Annotated in this window: 21 protein-coding genes, 1 pseudogene and 1 riboswitch; of the genes and pseudogenes, 13 read left to right on the top strand and 9 right to left on the bottom strand. The window is 48.2% G+C overall.

Annotation, left to right across the window (positions count from 1 at the left end):
- Nucleotides 1–9: 9 nt before the first annotated feature.
- Nucleotides 10–372: a hypothetical protein gene (locus tag OGY71_RS10830; RefSeq protein ID WP_003832041.1), complete on the bottom strand. Its 363-nt coding sequence runs from the start codon at nucleotides 370–372 to the stop codon at nucleotides 10–12.
- A 70-nt stretch (nucleotides 373–442) separates the two neighbouring features.
- Nucleotides 443–847 (bottom strand): VOC family protein, encoded by a 405-nt coding sequence (locus tag OGY71_RS10825; protein WP_003832040.1) that lies wholly within the window; start codon nucleotides 845–847, stop codon nucleotides 443–445.
- Nucleotides 848–1,241: 394 nt separating this feature from the next.
- Between OGY71_RS10825 and dsbA the strand changes: the two genes are divergently transcribed.
- The 4 genes from dsbA (at nucleotide 1,242) to OGY71_RS10805 (ending at nucleotide 4,092) form a co-directional block, all read left to right on the top strand.
- Nucleotides 1,242–1,865 (top strand): thiol:disulfide interchange protein DsbA, encoded by a 624-nt coding sequence (gene dsbA, locus OGY71_RS10820; protein ID WP_126318536.1) that lies wholly within the window; start codon nucleotides 1,242–1,244, stop codon nucleotides 1,863–1,865.
- 205 nt (nucleotides 1,866–2,070) lie between these two features.
- Complete coding sequence (gene cbpA, locus OGY71_RS10815; RefSeq protein ID WP_286587117.1) at nucleotides 2,071–2,991, top strand: curved DNA-binding protein; 921 nt, start codon at nucleotides 2,071–2,073, stop codon at nucleotides 2,989–2,991.
- Complete coding sequence (gene cbpM / locus OGY71_RS10810) at nucleotides 2,991–3,284, top strand: chaperone modulator CbpM (protein WP_003832033.1); 294 nt, start codon at nucleotides 2,991–2,993, stop codon at nucleotides 3,282–3,284. Before cbpA ends, cbpM begins: the two co-directional genes overlap by 1 nt.
- 121 nt (nucleotides 3,285–3,405) lie before the next feature.
- Complete coding sequence (locus OGY71_RS10805) at nucleotides 3,406–4,092, top strand: Crp/Fnr family transcriptional regulator (protein ID WP_003832031.1); 687 nt, start codon at nucleotides 3,406–3,408, stop codon at nucleotides 4,090–4,092.
- 47 nt (nucleotides 4,093–4,139) lie between these two features.
- Here the strand turns inward: OGY71_RS10805 and OGY71_RS10800 are convergent, their stop codons facing one another.
- From OGY71_RS10800 to OGY71_RS23310, 5 genes and pseudogenes are all read right to left on the bottom strand, one after another.
- Nucleotides 4,140–4,976, bottom strand: coding sequence for a nucleoside-specific channel-forming Tsx family protein (locus tag OGY71_RS10800; RefSeq protein WP_003832029.1), 837 nt, complete (start codon nucleotides 4,974–4,976; stop codon nucleotides 4,140–4,142).
- A gap of 95 nt (nucleotides 4,977–5,071) precedes the next feature.
- Nucleotides 5,072–6,226: an MFS transporter TsgA gene (gene tsgA / locus OGY71_RS10795; protein ID WP_063941861.1), complete on the bottom strand. Its 1,155-nt coding sequence runs from the start codon at nucleotides 6,224–6,226 to the stop codon at nucleotides 5,072–5,074.
- A gap of 38 nt (nucleotides 6,227–6,264) precedes the next feature.
- Nucleotides 6,265–6,972: a purine-nucleoside phosphorylase gene (gene deoD / locus OGY71_RS10790; RefSeq protein WP_032942921.1), complete on the bottom strand. Its 708-nt coding sequence runs from the start codon at nucleotides 6,970–6,972 to the stop codon at nucleotides 6,265–6,267.
- A 112-nt stretch (nucleotides 6,973–7,084) separates the two neighbouring features.
- Nucleotides 7,085–7,240 carry a hypothetical protein gene (locus tag OGY71_RS10785; protein ID WP_154816728.1) on the bottom strand — a complete coding sequence of 52 codons (156 nt, stop codon included), beginning with the start codon at nucleotides 7,238–7,240 and terminating at the stop codon, nucleotides 7,085–7,087.
- Between the two features lie 14 nt (nucleotides 7,241–7,254).
- A pseudogene (locus OGY71_RS23310) lies at nucleotides 7,255–7,316 on the bottom strand (hypothetical protein); the annotation flags it as partial.
- Nucleotides 7,317–7,464: 148 nt separating this feature from the next.
- Here OGY71_RS23310 and OGY71_RS10780 point away from each other — a divergent pair.
- The 9 genes from OGY71_RS10780 to OGY71_RS10740 all read left to right on the top strand — a co-directional run bounded on the left by OGY71_RS10780 (nucleotide 7,465) and on the right by OGY71_RS10740 (nucleotide 16,181).
- Entirely contained in the window at nucleotides 7,465–7,968 is a 504-nt protein-coding gene (locus tag OGY71_RS10780; protein ID WP_003832026.1) for a GNAT family N-acetyltransferase, read from the top strand.
- Between the two features lie 247 nt (nucleotides 7,969–8,215).
- Nucleotides 8,216–8,438: riboswitch (cobalamin riboswitch) on the top strand.
- 221 nt (nucleotides 8,439–8,659) lie between these two features.
- Nucleotides 8,660–9,715 (top strand): ABC transporter substrate-binding protein, encoded by a 1,056-nt coding sequence (locus tag OGY71_RS10775; RefSeq protein WP_003832024.1) that lies wholly within the window; start codon nucleotides 8,660–8,662, stop codon nucleotides 9,713–9,715.
- Between the two features lie 66 nt (nucleotides 9,716–9,781).
- Nucleotides 9,782–10,849 carry a FecCD family ABC transporter permease gene (locus tag OGY71_RS10770; protein ID WP_003832023.1) on the top strand — a complete coding sequence of 356 codons (1,068 nt, stop codon included), beginning with the start codon at nucleotides 9,782–9,784 and terminating at the stop codon, nucleotides 10,847–10,849.
- Complete coding sequence (locus tag OGY71_RS10765; RefSeq protein ID WP_003832021.1) at nucleotides 10,846–11,661, top strand: ABC transporter ATP-binding protein; 816 nt, start codon at nucleotides 10,846–10,848, stop codon at nucleotides 11,659–11,661. The genes OGY71_RS10770 and OGY71_RS10765 overlap by 4 nt, the downstream gene beginning before the upstream one ends.
- Before the next feature lie 10 nt (nucleotides 11,662–11,671).
- Entirely contained in the window at nucleotides 11,672–12,112 is a 441-nt protein-coding gene (locus OGY71_RS10760) for a pseudoazurin (protein WP_063941857.1), read from the top strand.
- A 27-nt stretch (nucleotides 12,113–12,139) separates the two neighbouring features.
- Entirely contained in the window at nucleotides 12,140–12,691 is a 552-nt protein-coding gene (petA, locus tag OGY71_RS10755) for a ubiquinol-cytochrome c reductase iron-sulfur subunit (protein WP_003832018.1), read from the top strand.
- Nucleotide 12,692: 1 nt separating this feature from the next.
- Nucleotides 12,693–13,853: a cytochrome b gene (locus OGY71_RS10750; protein WP_003832016.1), complete on the top strand. Its 1,161-nt coding sequence runs from the start codon at nucleotides 12,693–12,695 to the stop codon at nucleotides 13,851–13,853.
- 2 nt (nucleotides 13,854–13,855) lie between these two features.
- Nucleotides 13,856–14,659, top strand: a complete 804-nt coding sequence (locus OGY71_RS10745) for a cytochrome c1 (protein ID WP_003832014.1) — start codon at nucleotides 13,856–13,858, stop codon at nucleotides 14,657–14,659.
- Nucleotides 14,660–14,984: 325 nt separating this feature from the next.
- On the top strand, nucleotides 14,985–16,181 hold the full coding sequence (locus OGY71_RS10740) for a tyrosine-type recombinase/integrase (RefSeq protein ID WP_286613303.1): 1,197 nt from the start codon (nucleotides 14,985–14,987) through the stop codon (nucleotides 16,179–16,181).
- 16 nt (nucleotides 16,182–16,197) lie between these two features.
- On the opposite strand, the gene OGY71_RS10735 is transcribed toward OGY71_RS10740, so the two are convergent.
- The gene (locus OGY71_RS10735; protein ID WP_286613301.1) at nucleotides 16,198–16,950 is read right to left on the bottom strand and encodes a hypothetical protein; all 753 of its coding nucleotides are present in this window, start codon (nucleotides 16,948–16,950) and stop codon (nucleotides 16,198–16,200) included.
- Nucleotides 16,951–17,127: 177 nt separating this feature from the next.
- A protein-coding gene (locus OGY71_RS10730; RefSeq protein ID WP_136754148.1) for an IS3-like element ISSen4 family transposase occupies nucleotides 17,128–18,248 on the bottom strand; the annotation gives its coding sequence in 2 pieces (ribosomal slippage) (nucleotides 17,128–17,990 and nucleotides 17,990–18,248; 1,122 coding nt in all).
- Between the last annotated feature and the right edge of the window lie 71 nt (nucleotides 18,249–18,319).

Genomic DNA, 18,319 nt, shown 5'->3' with positions numbered 1-18,319 from the left:
GCTGTTCTGTCATTCACGGAAGACGCAAAATCGGAGATGCACCCGGAGAGTGGGCGGCGAAATGGCTCGCGGTGGGAAAAAAGGTAGGCGAAACGCCCGCACTGGCGCCAGCAACGACAACAGCAGGCACAGCACCAGAATAGCACCTTCAAACAGTACGGGTGGCGCAGCCAGTAATGACTTCGCGCTCAGTTCACAAGGGGTAACGGGTGAGGCCTCGTCGGTCTGCACTTGCGCGCTGGCGGCAACGCTTGTAACGGCGGTATCCATCTGCAACGCGTGCAGGCCCGCCATGCGTTGTGCGGTGCAAACCATCACCACAACACATGCCAGACAGAGGAACCACCATCCCATCCGTTGACGTTTCGCCATTATACCCTCACTCATTGATGCGAGTTATCTTAACCACTCGCCAGGTTTTGGCAACCTTTACGCTGTAAAGTTATGTCCTGCTATCTGCTGGATATACCGCGATTTCAATCAGATTGAGATCGGGATCCCTGACATACACCGAGCGAATAGGTCCTGTCGCACCGGTACGTGCAACGGGCCCTTCAATAATCTCAACTCCGTGGGTTTGAAACGTCTCCATCACCTCTTCCAGCGTACGCGTGGTGATAAAACACAAATCCAGCGCCCCCGGCGTTGGCGCGTAGGCTTTGGGTTCAAACTCTTTTCCCCGAATGTGGAGATTGATTTTCTGATTGCCAAAGACAAAGGCTTTCCGACCTTGCGCGAAGGTTTCCAGCCTCATGCCTAAAAGCTCGACATAGAAACGAACGCAAGCCTCTTCATGATTGGTGGTTAGTACCAGGTGATCCAGGTGGTCAATCATAGCGATATCCATTTGGGTTGCTCATCTCTGACACTTAACCTATTCATTCACGCACGACAAGAAAAAGAAAATCTACGGGGTATTTGCAGAACTTAGCGCAATACCTTGCTATTCACGCTTTAAAATCGAAATGATAATTAATCATATTTTCGTCTTCGTTTATTACACTAGACATTGCTAAAATACCCCTGAAAATATCACGCAAGTTATCATTCACTATTTACGAAGAATGCATGTAGATAATTCAATGACAGCACACAAATAATGTCCGCTACGTACTGATGCGTAAATGAAAGTAAGGGTCAGCGTATTTTCAGAAGATTCCATTATTATATCCAGGCGCAATGAATAACGTATTCATTAGCAGAATGATTTGTTTATTAAATGTTATTTAGAGTATATGGAAATGAAAAAATATTTATTACCCCTGATTGGGTTACTTTTTACAGTTAGCGCTCAGGCAGCATCATTTACCGACGGCAAAGAGTATATCACCCTGGAAAAACCTGTCGCTTCCGCACCGCCGGCGCTGAAGTTTTTCTCATTCTACTGCCCTTCCTGTTATCAGTACGATGAAGTTTTTGAAATCACTGATAACGTGAAAAAAGTATTGCCTGCAGATGTCAAACTCACCGAATACCACGTCGACTTTTTAGGACCGCTGGGGCAAGACATGACCCACGCCTGGTCCGTCGCCATGCTGTTAAACGTACAAGATAAAGTTAAGCCGTTGCTTTTTGATGCCGTTCAGAAAAAACAAACCGTTAAAACAGCGGACGATATTCGTAACGTATTTATCAGCGCGGGCGTCAGCGCCAGTGATTATGATGCGGCATGGAATAGCTTTGCCGTGAAATCACTGACCGCTAAGCAGCAAGAAATGGCGAAGGCAGTTGATTTAACCGGTGTGCCCGCCATTTTTATCAACGGAAAATATATGATCAATCCAAAAGGACTGAAGTCTGATGACCTTAATGCATTCGTGCAAAACTATGCTGATACGGTCCGCTTCCTGATAAGCAAATCCTGATGTTTAGCTAATCTCATTTTTCGCACCACACAACAGATGCCGTAACCTCAACTGCGCTGTTGGTGGTGCAATGCCTGCATCGTTTATCGCAATATCCTCCCTTCCCGGTTGGCATTCGCCGTTATCAGGATTACCCTAAACTTAGCGGTGATACCTGTTGTCAGGGTTCACCTTCTGCAAGTGTTGATTTACACGAGAGAACGCTATGGAATTAAAGGATTATTACGCCATTATGGGCGTGAAACCGACAGACGATCTCAAGACAATCAAGACCGCCTATCGTCGACTCGCCCGTAAATATCATCCTGATGTCAGCAAAGAGACTGACGCGGAGGCCCGGTTTAAAGAGGTTGCAGAAGCCTGGGAAGTATTGAGTGATGAGCAGCGACGCGCCGAGTACGACCAGCTGTGGCAGCACCGCAACGACCCACAGTTCAGCCGTCAATTCCAGCAAGGAGAGAATCAAAGCTACAGCGCCGAAGATTTCGACGATATCTTCTCCTCCATTTTTGGTCAGCGTGCGCACCAGTCGCGCCAGCGCCCTGCCAGCCGCGGGCACGACATCGAAATCGAAGTTGCCGTATTCCTCGAAGAAACGCTTACTGAGCATAGCCGCACTATCAGTTACAACCTGCCAGTCTACAATGCGTTTGGCATGGTAGAACGAGAAATTCCTAAAACGCTGAATGTGAAAATTCCGGCTGGCGTCGGTAACGGCCAGCGCATCCGTCTGAAAGGCCAGGGCACCCCCGGCGAAAACGGTGGGCCGAACGGTGATTTGTGGCTGGTGATTCATATTGCGCCGCATCCGCTGTTCGATATCGTTAATCAGGATCTGGAAGTTGTCGTTCCCCTCGCGCCGTGGGAAGCTGCGCTGGGTGCGAAAGTAACCGTTCCGACGCTGAAAGAGAGCATCCTGCTGACCATTCCTGCAGGCAGCCAGGCCGGTCAGCGGCTACGCATTAAAGGCAAGGGTCTGGTAAGTAAAAAACATACCGGCGATTTGTATGCGGTGATCAAAATAGTCATGCCACCGAAACCTGACGACGCCAGTGCCGCCCTGTGGCAACTACTGGCGGATGCACAAAAGACCTTTGATCCGCGCAAAGAGTGGGGGAAAGCATAATGGCTAACGTTACCGTCACTTTTACCATTACCGAATTTTGTCTGTACACCGGTGTGTCAGAAGAAGAGCTGCATGAGATTGTCGGCTTAGGGGTGATAGAACCCCATGAAGACGAGACGTTTGACGATCATGCGCTGACAGTAATGCGTCGCGCGGTGCGCCTTCGTCAGGAGCTGGAACTTGACTGGCCAGGGATTGCCGTTGCGCTGACGTTGCTGGAGGAGAACGCTCAGTTACGCCAGGAAAACCGCCTGCTGCGCCAGCGCCTGTCTCGCTTTATCAGCCATCCTTAGTGTGTCAGGACCAGCATGGTGCTGGTCCTTTTATTATCCGCCCCGCGCTCTTAATGACATTGCCCAGCAGATGGCATACAGTCTCAGATAAGAATTATCTTAAACAATAAGACGTTGAGTCATGCAGCTTAAACCCCTCACGAAAGGTCGTTTTCACAACATCTGGCAGCAGGATGATGCCTTGATTGAGAAGATATTTCAGGAACTGCTCTCTGAAACGCAGATTATCCAGGAAGATGAGTATCTATACCGCCAGGGACAGGTTGTCGATCGACTGATCATGGTGCAATCCGGAAGAATTTCGCTGCGTTACAGCGCGGAGAATGGTCGCCGATTCCAGTTGGGCGCCATGGAATGCGACGAGCAGCTGTTTGGTGAAATGGAGTTTTTTACCGGGTATCGCTGCCAGCTTGATATCGTCGCGGAAGAACCACTGACCGTAGCAGTGTGCAGCTGTGACCGTCTGGAAGAAGCGCTGAATCAGCATCCCAGACTGGCGATATTTTTTGCCAGTGCAATGGCGATTGATTATCAGGATATGCTGGAAATCTTCCTGCACCGGATGCTCTACCCTATCGTACATAACGTGGCGTATGACCTGTATCGCCAGCATCAGAACAAGCAGCCGATGGATGGTTTCCATAAAAAATACCAGGAAGCTGAGCGATTCGGCACAACCGACCGGGTCTATCGGCGGGCGGTTAAAGCGCTGACGGATGCCGGGCTGGTAACGCGAACGAAGCAAGGACTGGAAATTAAGGATCTGGATGGGCTGCGTAAATTTCTCGGCAATGACATCATTGACTGACACACCAACTCTCGTAAACAGAGCATTGGTGTGTCATTTCGGCGCAATCAGAACTTATAGGTGAGATTGAAATAGTGACCGAGCCCGGTGGTTCGCCCTGCTCCGCCGTGGTTTTCCATCAATGCCATGTTACGGAAATACTTCAGGCCATAACCGACTGCATAATGCTCTGAATGCCAGTAGATACCGTTATACCATTCAATCGCGTTATTGCTGTATAACGGTTGATTAGCAATCTTATTCGCGGCGAACTGGTAGTCAAAGTACCCCTGATAGTTCAGATAACTGCCGTTGGCAAAGGTATAGAATGGCGTCGACCAGTTAGTCGAGAACATGTAACCATCCCACTTTCCTTCGTTATCCGCACCGTAGTTTTCACGAACATAATGCGCATAGATGTTCATTCCCACCAGACCAAACCACGGGACCTTCACATCTGTACCCAGACCAACGTAATGTTCAAATAATTCCCGGTCGCCAATGTTATTTACCGTTGCAATATAGAATTCGTTAAACGGCCCAACGGATAAATCTTTATTAAAAATGGCGTCCAGGGAAAAACGTGGAGATATCTTGGCAAAGAAGTTATCACCACCGTGACGATCGTCCTGCTCGCGATCCAAAATATCAAAGAAATCCACATAACCGTACAGATCGATAATGCCAGAGCGTGCACCAAACTCCAGTTCCAGATAGGTGTCATTGCGAATACCATATGGCACTTTCGCGTCCACACTTTGCATTAAGTTCATCTGCATCCAGTTAAAATCATTTTTACGGATGTTGCCATCAGTATAGTCAGCCGCGAATGCTTGCATACAGCTCATTGCCACTACTGCACCCAGGATTGTTTTTTTAATCATTAATTTATTCTTTTTCAGCATTTTCAATTCCTTTGAGTAAGGTTGAGTATCGCCTCACCATATAAATGGTGTGGCGACTGGCTATTTAATTAAAGAGGTAAGTATTATTAGTGCTTTTAATTACGTTTGAGTTTTAATGTCGCCATTAACATAACAAAGATAATTAAATACAACACCGGTATTGCGTACATAATTTTCTGTAATCCCATTGTTTTTTCCATGAGCGCGCTGATCGCCGGACTAAACATGGCCCCGGCACTGCCGCTAATTAAAATATAAGAAACGTTCTGACTGCTCGCACGCTTCACGAAAGAAACACCATAGGCAATAAATGAGTTATACAGCGCAGCACAGACAAAGCCGTAACTGTATGCCAGATAATCAAGCCCGGAGATATTATCCTTCGTGACGATAATTGTGGTAATAATGCTAGCCAGCAAAATAATACTTAGCAGGAAATAATGTATCTTCACCCGAGAAACAATGACGGTTGATACTAATGCCCCGACCAGCGCAGCGCCCCAGTATTGCGTAATAATATTTCCTGCTTCTTCAAAGGGAATGCCAAATTTGTTCTTCACAAATAATGGTGCCCAGGTCAGGAAGGTGTACAGCGCCAGCATACCTAAGAACAGGCCAATGCCTCCGCTGATAATCCCTGGATTCCACTCCGATTTTACCTTGTCTGTCCGATCTGCCGTGGGCGACGTCTCGCAGGCAGTAAAGCGGGTGAGCGCCACAACGCCCAGCGTGAGTAAGGCCACCATACCCACGCTCAGATAGCTGTAACTCCACGACATATTGTGCGTCAGGGCGAAGGTGGTGATCAGCGGGAAAACTACACCCGCGACGTTAAAAGTGGCGTCCTGCACCACCAGCATCGTACTTTGAATACGATCCTGCCAGACCGATACCACAATCGTTCCTGCCACGCACAGACCGATCCCACCGCAAAAACCCACCAGGGTCATGGCGACCATCACCGGCCATAAGCCAGGGCTTAAGTGCATTACCAGAGCGCAAAGGAACACTATCGAATAGATAATGAGCGTCATACGCTTCACACCGATTTTCTCAATCAGGAAAAAGGCGGCGATGGTGCCGGCTAATGCTCCACCATTGAGCAACGAAAATATCGAAGCAACGGTATTCACATCGGCACCGTAGCGTACTGCAATCGGTTCGATTAGCATACCGAACTGACTGGCAAACCCTGCCATAATAAAATTTGCCAGAAAACTAATCAGCGTAAGTGCTATTTTATTCTTCATATAATGCCATCTCTGATTGGTTCAATTAAAAGCCGGAACTAAGCGGTAACAGCAGTATTTAGCGCCAGCTCAATCATGTTGTTAAAGGTCAATTGTCGTTCTTCTGCCGTTGTTTCTTCACCTGTCAGGCAATGATCGGAGACAGTTAAAATAGCCAGCGCTTCAATATTAAACTGATGCGCTAAAGCGTATAAGCCTGCTACTTCCATATCTACACCCAGTACACCGAATTTTTCCAGTGCCGGTATTAAATTTTCGTCAGGATCGTAATAAAGATCGCCGCTGAAAACATTGCCGACTTTAATATCGATACCCGCCTTCTGTGCCAGCGTCCACGCCTGCTGTAATAATGGGAAATAGGCAGATGTTGCCATCGCATAGCCCGCGCTACGTTTTAAATTTGTGACTGAATCCGTTCCGGCGGCGACGGCCAGGATAATATCGCGCATTTTGACATGATGTTGTGTTGCTCCTAAACTGCCGACGCGAATAATTCTTTGCACACCAAAATCATGTACCAGTTCATGGGCATAAAGCGTCATTGAAGGGATGCCCATTCCATGTCCCATCACCGAAACAGGTTGCCCAAAATATAAACCGGTATAACCCAGCATATTACGTACATTGGTGACTTCGCGGTAATCCATTAAATAATTTTCGGCAATAAATTTAGCACGGAGCGGATCGCCCGGCATAATAACGGTTGGCGCGAAATCCCCTGGCTTGGCATTAATATGTGCAGTCATAACAATTCCTGAATTATGGGTATTGAAGATATGCAGGGATTGTAACCAGACGTTTGTGAGGTGATTGAGGACAAAAGTCCTGCTCAGAGGATCGGCCTCTCATTTTTGAGAGTTAGTGGTGCAGGTAAGTGGTAAAACGGAACACAGCGTGTTGGTCTTCTGGCTTGCGGTGAATAACGTCAGCACCCCAGCGCAAAGAAGCAGTACGTTGCTCATGGCAAACGTGCACTGCCAGATAAAGGCGAGGACCGCGACGAGAACCAGGCACAAGAAAGCGCCTCACCATCCGATTGTGGTCCCCCCCAGATCCCCCCCACCAGCGGCGTGGCTACTACCGTCGCCAGCAGCAGGGGCTTACGATTCCCATTTATAATCCGTATGCAGAATAGCACCATAGATAATTGCATTTCTGTCTCTTGCCGCTCAATATTGTTTTTAAAGGAGGCTTATTGTTATTATCGTTTTCCATTCTAAGATTGAGTTATGCATGCCATGATCCCATTTAGATTTAGTGAGATGACTCACGCCGATATTCCTGCTGTTCAGTCGTTCCTTATTGAGCATCTTAATTTATTCTTCAATGCCGGCAGATCCATGCCTTCTGCCGAAGAAGATCTCTTTGATCTCGAACAACAGTATCTGTTACAGGAAAGAAATTTATTGCTTTGCGCATGGAATGAAAACCAAGAATTAATCGCCACACTGGCGGTATGTCAATATAATGATCGTATTACTGAACTGCGTGGGCGCTACAACTTGCGTGAAACGGCAGAAATTTGTCGTTGCTACGTGGATGAGCGCTATCGTAGACAGGGGATTGGCAGCCAATTGTTTGCTTTAGCAGATGTATTCTGCCAGCAACATCAATATAAAACGTTGTATCTTCACACCCACCATTTTTTACCAGGAGGATATCACTTCTGGTTGCGTAATAATTTTAAGGTGATTATGGATATGCAGGATGAATGGCAATTGGTACATATGGAGAGTTCGTAAAAAAAGGATTCAAACACCAATCCGCAGCATTTTTGATGGTGATCAATATGTTTTATACGCAGAGATTGAATCATGCTCGTAATTTGATCAACATCAATCAATTCTCATTTAGCTTTCTGTTGTTATTTTCATTTATAGCAACACACAGAGCAATGCATCTACATCATATTGTTTTTACTGATTATTTTCAGAACGGCATTATCTTTATACCTCTTACATTCCGTGGTTGACCTTGTTAACAATTGCCGTTAGAGTCACTTTCGACAGCATTTCATTACATTTTGTGTATGAATAGGAATATGGTGAGAATTATTTAATTCAATTCCATAACTGCCCCCGCAACTGTAGGCGGATGCAGAATATCCTTGTGTGGCTAATAAGCCACAGGTCACTGTAAAGTTTATCTTTATGGGAAGGCTGATATTCTGATTACCGTGAGTCAGGAGACCTGCTGTCAATGATGTATACCATTGAGTGGACGGGATGGTCCATGGGATGAATTATTTGACACCAGCAGTAGTGTATTTATGAATAAGATTTTGGCTAAGTCAGTATTACTTGCATTTTTCGCATATCTTTATTCTTAAATTTCACGATTCAATGTCATCTATCTTCATGTCTCCTCCCGATATATGGAATGAAATGAGCCATGACCAGACCTTAAGATTCTGGCATCAACGGGACGATGACAATGCACGCTAATTCTACCTTTTACTCCTCTAAAAAAACGCTTCTGGCAATTTTTGGTACCACTGCTCTGCTGCTCGCTTCCGGTTTTTCTGACGCGGCAAAAACTGAATATCCTCTGACGATTAAAAACTGTGGCCGCGATATTACCTTTAATCAGGCACCAACGCGCGTGGCAACGGTGGGTCAGAACAGTACCGAGATCCTCTATTCATTAGGCCTTGCCGATCGCGTCGTCGGTACTTCATTGTGGTTTGGCCCGGTACTGGACGCCTATAAAACAGAAAATGAAAAAGTTGCCGTTATTGCGCAAAATATTCCGAGCTTTGAAGGGATTTTGGCTAAAAAACCAGATCTGATCGCCAGCCAGTTTGAGTGGCAAATCGGCCCAGCTGGCACAGTTGCCTCTTATGAACAGTTTAGTGAACTGAAAGTTCCTGTTTACACCGCGCCAGCTGACTGTGCGAAAGATAACGAAGATGGTGGTGATGGTGTCCGTAAAGGGATGTTTGATATCACCATGGTGTATCAGGAAGTCGCCGATCTGGCAAAAATCTTCGATGTTCAGGATAAAGGCGAAGCGCTGATTGCCAGCCTTAAAGCACGTGAAGCCGCAGCGAAAAATAAAATTACCGGTATTGATAAGAATGTTTCTGCCGTGTTCTGGTTTTCAAGCGCCGATTTACAGCTCGATCCTTACGTTGCCGGGAAGTTTGGCCCAGCAGCATGGATAGCCCAAACACTGGGTGTGAAGAATGTGATTGATTCTGCCGAAGAATGGCCAACAGTGGGCTGGGAAACTATCGCTAAAGCTAATCCTTCTGTCATTGTGCTCGGCGAGATGAGCCGTCGCCGCTTCCCGGCAGATGACTGGAAGGTCAAGATGGAATACCTCAAGTCCGATCCTGTCACCAGGCTGGTTCCTGCCGTTAAGGAAAACCATCTGCCGGTCATTGACGTACAGACAATGAATGCTGGGATCAGAACTATTGATGGGCTGGAAAAACTGGCTGATGCCCTTGTTGAATATGGCTTAGCGCATCCGCAGGCTGCTCATTAATCTACGTTTTGCGCTATATCCTCGCACGGTATAGCGCATCTCTGTTACTCAGGAACGCAGATAATCATGAGTGATCCACGCAGGATGCGTCGTGCCGTTGGTCTGCTTGCGGTGAGAGTCGGTGGGCATGCCGTCTGGGTCAGTGCGCTGATGTGCTGCGTGCTGCTGGCGGGGATTTCCATCGGCGAAACGCTGATCCCCTGGCGGCATGTGCTCAGTACGCTGGCAAATCATCTTTTTGATACCCACTATCCTGTCGATGCGCTGGATGCTGGGATCGTCTGGAACTATCGCCTGACCCGAGCGCTGGTCTCTGCCAGTTGCGGTGCCTGCCTGGCTGTTTCCGGCGTAGTGTTACAGTCGTTGCTACGCAATGCACTCGCCGAACCTTATCTACTGGGGATTTCTGCCGGAGCATCCACCGGAGCGGTGCTGATTGCTCTCACCGGGCTTGGGGCCGGCATTATCAGCATGTCATTGGGGGCTTTCATTGGCGCGCTAACGGCATTTATGTTCGTTGCACTATTGGCAATGGCTGCTGGCGGTAGACAAGGCGGCGGTGTGACAACCCAAATCATTCTTGCCGGCATCGCCAGCTCGCAGCTTTTCAATGCAATTACGTCGCTAATCATCACCCGCTCAGCAAATGCCGAGCAAGCGCGCGGAATTATGTTCTGGTTGTTAGGTAATTTGAGCGGTGTACGCTGGCCCGATGTTGTCTTAGCCATTCCTACCGCTCTGGTCGGTATTGCGCTGTGCTTTTGTTATGCCCGCCATCTCGACGCCTTCTCCTTTGGCGCTGAGTCTGCAGCATCGTTGGGCATTCCAGTAAAACGTACCCGTGCAGTACTGATTGCCGCCGTCACCGGCATGACGGCAATTATGGTCTCCATCGTTGGTGCGATCGGCTTTGTCGGTCTGGTTATCCCGCATGCCGCTCGTCTGCTGGTCGGCAACCAGCATCATCGACTGCTGCCAGTCAGTGCGCTTACCGGCGCGATTTTCCTCATTATCGCAGATGTTATTTCCCGCACGTTACTCCCCGGTCAGGTTCTACCAATAGGCGTGATCACCGCTCTGGTTGGCGCCCCTGCGTTTTCAATCATTCTGATTAGAGGAAACCAGAACAAATGACGGTGAATCTCGTATCCCCCCTTGTGAACTCTGCACAAGCCGTTATTGAAGCCTGTAATCTGCGATGGAAGGTAAAAGGCAAGACGATTGTTGATGATATTTCACTCAGCGTAACGCCTGGTGAGTTTGTCGGCATCATAGGTCCCAACGGCTCGGGCAAAACGTCACTGATTTCACTGCTGGCCGGTTTATTGAAGCCGACTTCCGGGCATATCACTCTGCAGCAAAAGGCGCTCCAGCATTATTCGCGGCGTCATCTTGCGCAACAGGTGGCGCTGGTCGAACAACAGGCTGAAACCAGCGAGCGTCTTACCGCTTTACAAGCCGTTTCTCTGGGGCGAACCCCCTGGCTTAGCATGCTCTCCCCCTGGTCCGCCAAAGATGACGATATTGTGCAAACTATGCTGGAAAAGGTCGATCTCAGTGAATTACAGCATCGCTGCTGGCATACCTTTTCAGGGGGAGAAAAACAGCGCCTGCATATCGCCCGGGCGCTGGCGCAACAACCACAGTTGTTGCTGATGGATGAACCCACCAACCACCTCGACATTCAACATCAGATTGGCCTGTTGAGTCTGGTTAAACGTGAAAAGCTCACGGTGATTGCCGCTCTGCACGATCTTAATCATGCCGCGATGTTCTGCGATCGCGTCATCGTCATGACGTCCGGACATATGGCGATGCAGGGGAAACCTTGCGCCGTTTTTACCCGCGAAAACCTCCACTCCTGGTTTGGAATCGACGCCATCATTGAAAAGGATGCGGGTGGTGAAAATTGTTTTATTCGTTATCAACGGCCTGATGAATTTTAAGGAAGAATCAATGAAATACCTCAAACAGAGTCTGCAAATTTTGTGTTTTCTCGCCTTCGCCTCTTCTGCCTTCGCACAAACTCACGAAGTGTTGATGAAAAATCGTGGGGCTGGGGGACCAATGGTCTATGAGCCAGATTATCTGGAGATCCAGCCAGGGGATACGGTGAAGTTTATCCGTAAACATAAGAGCCACAACGCGGCTTCAATCGCTGAATTGTCACCGGCTGGCTATCCTGGATTTATGGGAAAAATAGATGAAGAGATCGAAGTTACTTATGACAATGCCGGGTTTTACGGCATCAAATGTACACCGCATTACGCTCAGGGCATGGTGATGCTGATTAAGGTTGGAGATGCCTCGTTACCAGAAAGCTACCGCGCGTTCAAAGCGCCGGGTATTGCTGACAAGCGCTTTCAGGAAATTTACGCGCGTATCGATAAACGTTAATCCGCGATACTCAGGGAGGTATACGAGGTGGCAGATAATAAACTTCCAGATGGCGAAATCCAGGAACAGCGTAGGGAATGCCTGTGTAAACTGACTAAATTTGTCGGTGCCGCAGGCGTCGCGGCTGCCGTCTGGCCGCTGGTTTCGGCCTTGGGCCCGGATGAAAAAACGCTTGGGGAAAATGAACCGATTGATGTCTCTCTTGCAGGTGTTGCTGCTGGACAAACAGTCAGACGTGTATGGCAAGGAAGGTTGATTCTTATACACCATCGCACCCCGGATGAAATTATTACTGCCAGAAGTGCCGACCTGGATACGCTTATCGACCCACAGCCAGACAGCGCCAGGGTCTCTGCAGCCCATCCTCAATGGCTGGTGGTTCAAGGTTATTGCCCACATGCCGGGTGTGTACCCAACGCCCGACCGGGGGGGATGGGTTGGATCTGTCCGTGCCACGGTTCAGAGTTTGATACCTCCGGGCGCGTGACGCGCGGGCCCGCAACTGCCAACCTGGCAATCCCAGACTACGTTATTCATTCCGATGGGCAGGTCGTGCGTATCGGCACGAAGGAAGCCTGAAATGAGGAATGAACTTGTCTGTTCGCTCCGCGGACGTATCCCCTTCCCTCGCTCAGTTGCTGGACTCTGGGTGTTTGCAATCGGCGCTATCCTGCTAATTATGCTCGGGGTGCAGATCCTTACGGGTATCGTGCTGGCGATGTTTTACGTGCCGACAGCTGAGCTGGCATTTGACTCCATTATTCATATTATGCGCGCGGTTCGCCATGGAGAGCTGTTACGCAACATGCATGCTATTGGCGCATCGCTCTTTTTCTTTGCCTGCTATCTGCATATTTTTCGTGGTATGTACTACAACGTTTACCGCAAGCCCTGGACGACAATGTGGATGGTTAGCGTCACGCTGTATATCCTGCTGATGATGACCGCGTTTCTTGGTTATAGCCTTATCTGGGGGCAAAAAAGCTACTGGGCGGCAACGGTCATTACCCGCTTTGCCCAGGCTATTCCGTGGGTAGGGGATACGCTTTACGCATATTTAGTCGGCAGCCATACGCCGGGTACGCCGATGCTTGGCCGCTTTTTTGTTATCCACTTTATTCTTCCCTTTGTGATTGTCGTCGCCACGGTTATTCATATACGTACCGTACAGTCGGCGTTTGCCCAGGCGATGAAAAAGAAGTTTAGCGAGAAAGAGTCCAGGAGCCTGTTGTTCGATTACAAAATTACCGATCTCGATGCTATCAAAATTACTCTTTTTTTGATGGTTTTCGCCTGGTTTTTATTCTTCGCGCCGCACTATCTGAGCAGCGCCGACAACTTTATTACTGCGGACCCAACGATTACACCCGCGATTGTTGCGCCAGAATGGTATTTCCTTCCCTTCTTCTCTATCTTGCGCTGCTTCCCGAATGAATTCGTGGGGCTAGTCGCGATGTGCGGCTCAATACTGATTTTCTATTTTCTACCCTGGCTTGATACTTCCCGGGCTCGTTTTCGCCATTACAGCAAACTGGTTAAGTGCGGATTCTGGCTATGGGTTATTAATGCCTGCTTTTTAGGCTGGTTAGGGTCGAAAGCGCTGGTAGGCCCGGATCTTTTTGATGGCTTTCGTAATGAAGAGGGCTGGATCCGTGCCGCATCCCAGCTTTCGACACTGATTTGGTTTGGCTGGTTTTTAATCGTCTTACCTTGCCGTCGTTTTTTGGAAAAACAGGATTGAGGATGAAACAACTATTGAAATTCAGCGTCCTGTTCTTTTCTCTGTTGGGGCTGGGTTCCTCATATGCGCAGGAAGCCACGCCTGAACGCCAGGAATGGAGCTTCAGTGGTATTACCGGTCAATATGATAAGGAACAGCTTAGACGTGGTCTGCAGGTTTATGAAGAGAAGTGTCGCGCTTGTCACGGCATGAAACACCTTACCTTTCGGACGTTGACCAGGCCCGGTGGTCTGGAACTCACGGTTGAAGAAGCAAGAAGTATCGCCAGCGGCTATCAGTTTCCTGCGATTCAGGATGACGGCCAGATAGGTGAGCGCGACGGTACGCTAAATGACAGCTTTATATCACCATATCTAAATGACCGGGAAGCAAGATACCTTAACAATGGCGCTGAACCCGTTGACCTGAGCTATATCGTCCGTGCCCGTTCATACGATCGCGGATTCCCACAATTTTTGTTAGATGCTTTTCTGCCCTACACGGACCAGGGGGCAGATTACGTTTACGCGCTGCTAACCGGCTATCTGCCTGCCGATCCCGAACTGAAGGCTAATCGCTATTTTCCTGGCGGTGTGATTAACATGCCAAAACCGCTGACGAGTGGGGAGATCCAATGGAGCCCGGCGTCGAAAAAAGCTGAAACTGAAGAGCAATACGCCAGGGATGTTACCGCCTTTCTGGCATGGGCTGCCGACCCGGCGCTCTCTGAACGAAAGCAACAGGGAAATTACGTTATGGGCTATCTGGCTATTATGCTGGGCTTGCTATGGATAGCACGACGAATGAAGAGACGTTCGCTCATGTAGGTCTTGCGAGGCCGGGGATTACTCAGTTCACCAGCATTCAACCGGTCAGGGGCGCAGTTGCCCTTGCGCGAGTAAGACGAGTAAAGGAAGGCAAAATATAAACCGAGCAAAATGAAAAAACCCCAAGCTATTTTATAGCTTGGGGTTTATGTTTGGCGGAAGCGTAGGCTGCCTATCTCAAAACTAATTCAGTCCAACACAATCCAATTAATCATTAAATATCAATAAGATATTTACTTCCCTCATTTAAAGCTATTCAATCAAATCCACTGAAAGCCACAACAAATGGCATACCGAATGGCATACTGGATCCCAAGGAAAAACGATGGCTGTAATCACTGATACCAAAGCCCGCAATATCAAACCTGATGATAAACCGATCCCCCATGGAAGCATCACGGGATTAGCACTACATCCATCCTCGAAACGAGGAAGAGGAAAATGGGTACTTCGCTACCTGAGCCCCGTAACACGAAAACGTCGTAATTCGGGCTTAGGTATTTATCCCGAAATCAGTATCGCTGAAGCCGGTAAGCTAGCCTCAGCCATGCGAGAACAACTTGCTGCCGGTATTGACCCCCTTGAATCCCAAAAAATCGAGAAGGTAGTGATCCCTACTTTTGAAGAAGCGGCACGCACGGTTCATGCAGAGCTAAAATCTGGATGGAAAAACGCGAAGCATGGCAAGCAGTGGTTAACCACTCTTGAGAAACATGCATTCCCGCATATTGGTTCAATACACCTCAACAATTTAACAGTAGCGAATATTGCAACAGTGCTTCGTCCTATCTGGCTATCACATTCAGAAACAGCCAGAAGAACGAAACAACGTATCCATACCGTCATGGCCTGGGGGTGGGCACATGAATACTGCTCAGGTAACCCAGTGGATGTTGTTGGGCATTTATTGCCTCAGCAAGTAAGTGGCACACTGCGTAGGACCCACCAGCCAGCAATGCCATGGAAAAACATTCCCCTTTTTCTGGCAACCCACATATGGAGTAATGAGACCTGCAATGTCAGCCAGGCCTTGATGTGTTTGGTCATCCTCACGGCTTGTCGTTCAGGGGAAGCCAGAGCCATGAAATGGAGTGAAATAGATTTTAAGAATTCAGTTTGGACTATCCCAGCAGAAAAAATGAAAGCCGGACAGAGGCATCGAGTTCCACTGTCAAAACAAGCAATAGAGGTCATCAAACATATGAAAGGCCTACATAGGGAGCTGGTGTTCCCCTCACCTCGCAAGCAAATTGTTTTATCAGACATGGCATTGACGGCTTTTCTTCGCAGAATAAACGCTGTAAGCGATGTGCCAGACCGTGTAGCAACGGCACATGGTTTTCGTTCAAGTTTTCGTGACTGGTGTAGTGAACACCGATATCCCCGAGACCTTGCTGAACGAGCTTTGGCGCATACCGTCCAGAATAAAGTCGAAGCAGCCTATCACAGAACTGACCTGCTGGAACAACGCAGGTCTATGATGCAGGCTTGGGCTGATTATGTATATTCAGCAATAAAATAAATCTATAGAGCGTCTTTCATGGCGCTTTTCTTTTTTTCACTACGGCATGAAATACGGCCTTAATTATTACATCATCCCGGGACCAATCCAGAATCAACCGAGGCAATCCCGCTATCTGTTCCTCCTGATTCTGATTAGCCTGAGCCAAGGGGAGACCATGTGTCACTACAAAATTACATAAATCAGCATCAATATCCTTAAGAGCCGCAATTTTACTTTTCCACCCTCCTTCAGGTACTTTCTCATACAGCAATCTGATAACCTCAGCCTTAAAACCTGCATAACGTGCAGCCTTAGCATTACCTCCAGCAACCTTTTGGGCTTTACTTTCAGCTTCATCCTGCAGACGCGATTCACGAGAGCAGAAGCCATGACAGTAATTTAGCAAACTTATTGCTTTTAACAGTAAAAACAATCCTTTGCTTCTATTATCTTTCCAGAAAAAAATCCCTAACCTCCACCATAAAGCAGCTTTTTCTATTGTAACTGAAATACTTTCATCAACACCTGCAGTTAAACCATCATCAAGGTCATATAGAAATGTTTTATTAGACAATGCCTGTAAACATTCCTCCAAAGCATCTCTTCCAGGAGAAGCTCTTCCGATTAAACTATTCAAATAATTAGTAGTATCCATATTGTTCTCATCAAGCAAAGAGAGCAGTTCTGACCACGTATTCTCTGGAAGAAACAGCTTTATCCCCCGAACAGCCCTGTCATACTCCAGTCCCAACTCAGAAAACAAAAAACCTTTAGAAAAATAACCCATAATATCAACCGATTACCTTAAATCATTTTTTACACACTGCAGCCGTATTTTTAAGGCTGACGATTCTGAATAACCTCTTCCGAACCAAAGCAAAGAAGAGGAATACAGTTTATGTCTTTAAGCACCGTAAAAATCCTTCGCATTCGGGTGACCTGCCCCCACGATTAGATACAACACTCAGTTAGTAACGTCGGAATCTTCATTCTCAGAATGACCCTTTCTCCAGCCCGCTGCAAATTCAGACGGTGTCTGATAATTCAGCGTGGAGTGCGGGCGGCATTCGTTATAATCCTGCCGCCAGTCATTAATAATTTTCCTGGCATGAACGATATCGCTGAACCAGTGCTCATTCAAACATTCATCGCGAAATCGTCCGTTAAAGCTCTCAATAAATCCGTTCTGCGTTGGCTTGCCCGGCTGGATTAAGCGCAACTCAACACCATGCTCAAAGGCCCATTGATCCAGTGCACGGCAAGTGAACTCCGGCCCCTGGTCAGTTCTTATCGTCGCCGGATAGCCTCGAAACAGTGCAATGCTGTCCAGAATACGCGTGACCTGAACGCCTGAAATCCCAAAGGCAACAGTGACCGTCAGGCATTCCTTTGTGAAATCATCGACGCAGGTAAGACACTTGATCCTGCGACCGGTGGAAAGTGCGTCCATGACGAAATCCATCGACCAGGTCAGATTGGGCGCCGCCGGACGGAGCAGCGGCAGACGTTCTGTTGCCAGCCCTTTACGACGTCTTCTGCGTTTTACGCCCAGGCCACTGAGGTGATAAAGCCGGTACACGCGCTTATGATTAACATGAAGCCCTTCACGGCGCAGCAACTGCCAAATACGACGGTAGCCAAAACGCCTGCGCTCCAGTGCCAGCTCAATGATGCGCCCTGATAAATGCGCATCAGCAGCCGGACGGTGAGCCTCATAGCGGCAGGTCGACAGGGATAAACCTGTAAGCCTGCAGGCACGACGTTGCGACAGACCGGTCGCATCACACATCAACATCACGGTTTCCCGCTTCTGGTCTGTCGTCAGTACTTTCGCCCAAGAGCCACCTGAAGCGCCTCTTTATCCAGCATGGCTTCGGCAAGCAGCTTCTTGAGTCTGGTGTTCTCTTCCTCAAGCGACTTCAGGCGCTTAACTTCAGGCACCTCCATACCGCCATACTTCTTACGCCAGGTGTAAAACGTGGCATCGGAAATGGCATGCTTGCGGCAGAGTTCACGGGCGGGTACCCCAGCTTCGGCTTCGCGGAGAATACTGATGATCTGTTCGTCGGAAAAACGCTTCTTCATGGGGATGTCCTCATGTGGCTTATGAAGACATTACTAACATCGGGGTGTACTAATCAACGGGGAGCAGGTCA

Origin of the sequence: Citrobacter sp. Cpo109 (assembly GCF_030332565.1) — a bacterium.
Lineage (GTDB): Bacteria > Pseudomonadota > Gammaproteobacteria > Enterobacterales > Enterobacteriaceae > Citrobacter > Citrobacter portucalensis.
The sequence above is the reverse complement of the archived record's forward strand: the minus strand, read 5'-3'. Positions and strand labels throughout refer to the sequence as shown.